Here is a 765-nt window from a genome sequence, read left to right as displayed (position 1 = left end):
GCTGGGGGCCGGTGGCGATGCGGTAAGTCACCGAGGAACCGTGCATTTGCGTGAGTACATCTCCTCCTTCCTCGTCCAGCGTCAACCAGGTATTCTCGGCATCTCGCTCCAACAGACCGCGTTTTTCCAGGCAGCGAGCGACCCGGTGGCTGAGGGTGTTAACGAGCGCATTGAGTTCATGTTGAGTGGGTGCCTTGACCCGATGGAACCGCCGTTGGCCATAGGTATCTTCGGCGTATACGCCATCGAGAAATAGCATGTGGTAATGGACATTAAGGTTGAGCGCAGAACCAAAGCGTTGGATCAACGTCACTGCACCGGTTTGTGCGGTAGCCTTGGTAAAACCAGCCTGCCTAATTAAATGCGTAGAGACTGTGCGGTAGACAATGCCTCACACTTTACCCATCAGCTCTGGATGGCGAGCCAGCAGGAATCGTAACTGGAAGGGAAAGCTCAGCACCCACTGGCGTATGGGAACTNTGGGAAACACCTCATCCACCAAGAGCGCGGCACTCTCCGCCATCCGGCGGGCACCACAGCTGGGGCAGAACCCTCTGCGCTTGCAGCTAAATGCGACCAATCGTTCATGATGGCAATCCTCGCAGCGGACACGCAAAAAGCCATATTCCAGCCGACCACATTGGAGAAAATCTTCGAACTCTCTCTGAACGTAACGAGGCAAGCTTTGTCCCTGACCCTCCAACGAGGACTTAAAGACAGGATAATGTTCCTGAACCAATTGATAGAGGAGCGTCTTTTCGGGCT

1 pseudogene is annotated in these 765 nt (G+C 54.6%); it reads right to left on the bottom strand.

Annotation, left to right across the window (positions count from 1 at the left end):
- Positions 1–765, bottom strand: a pseudogene (locus A3756_RS25940) (transposase zinc-binding domain-containing protein); the annotation flags it as partial.

It is taken from the genome of Oleiphilus sp. HI0086, from assembly GCF_001635225.1.
Note: the sequence above shows the minus strand (reverse complement) of the source record. Positions and strands in the feature narration are given on the sequence as shown.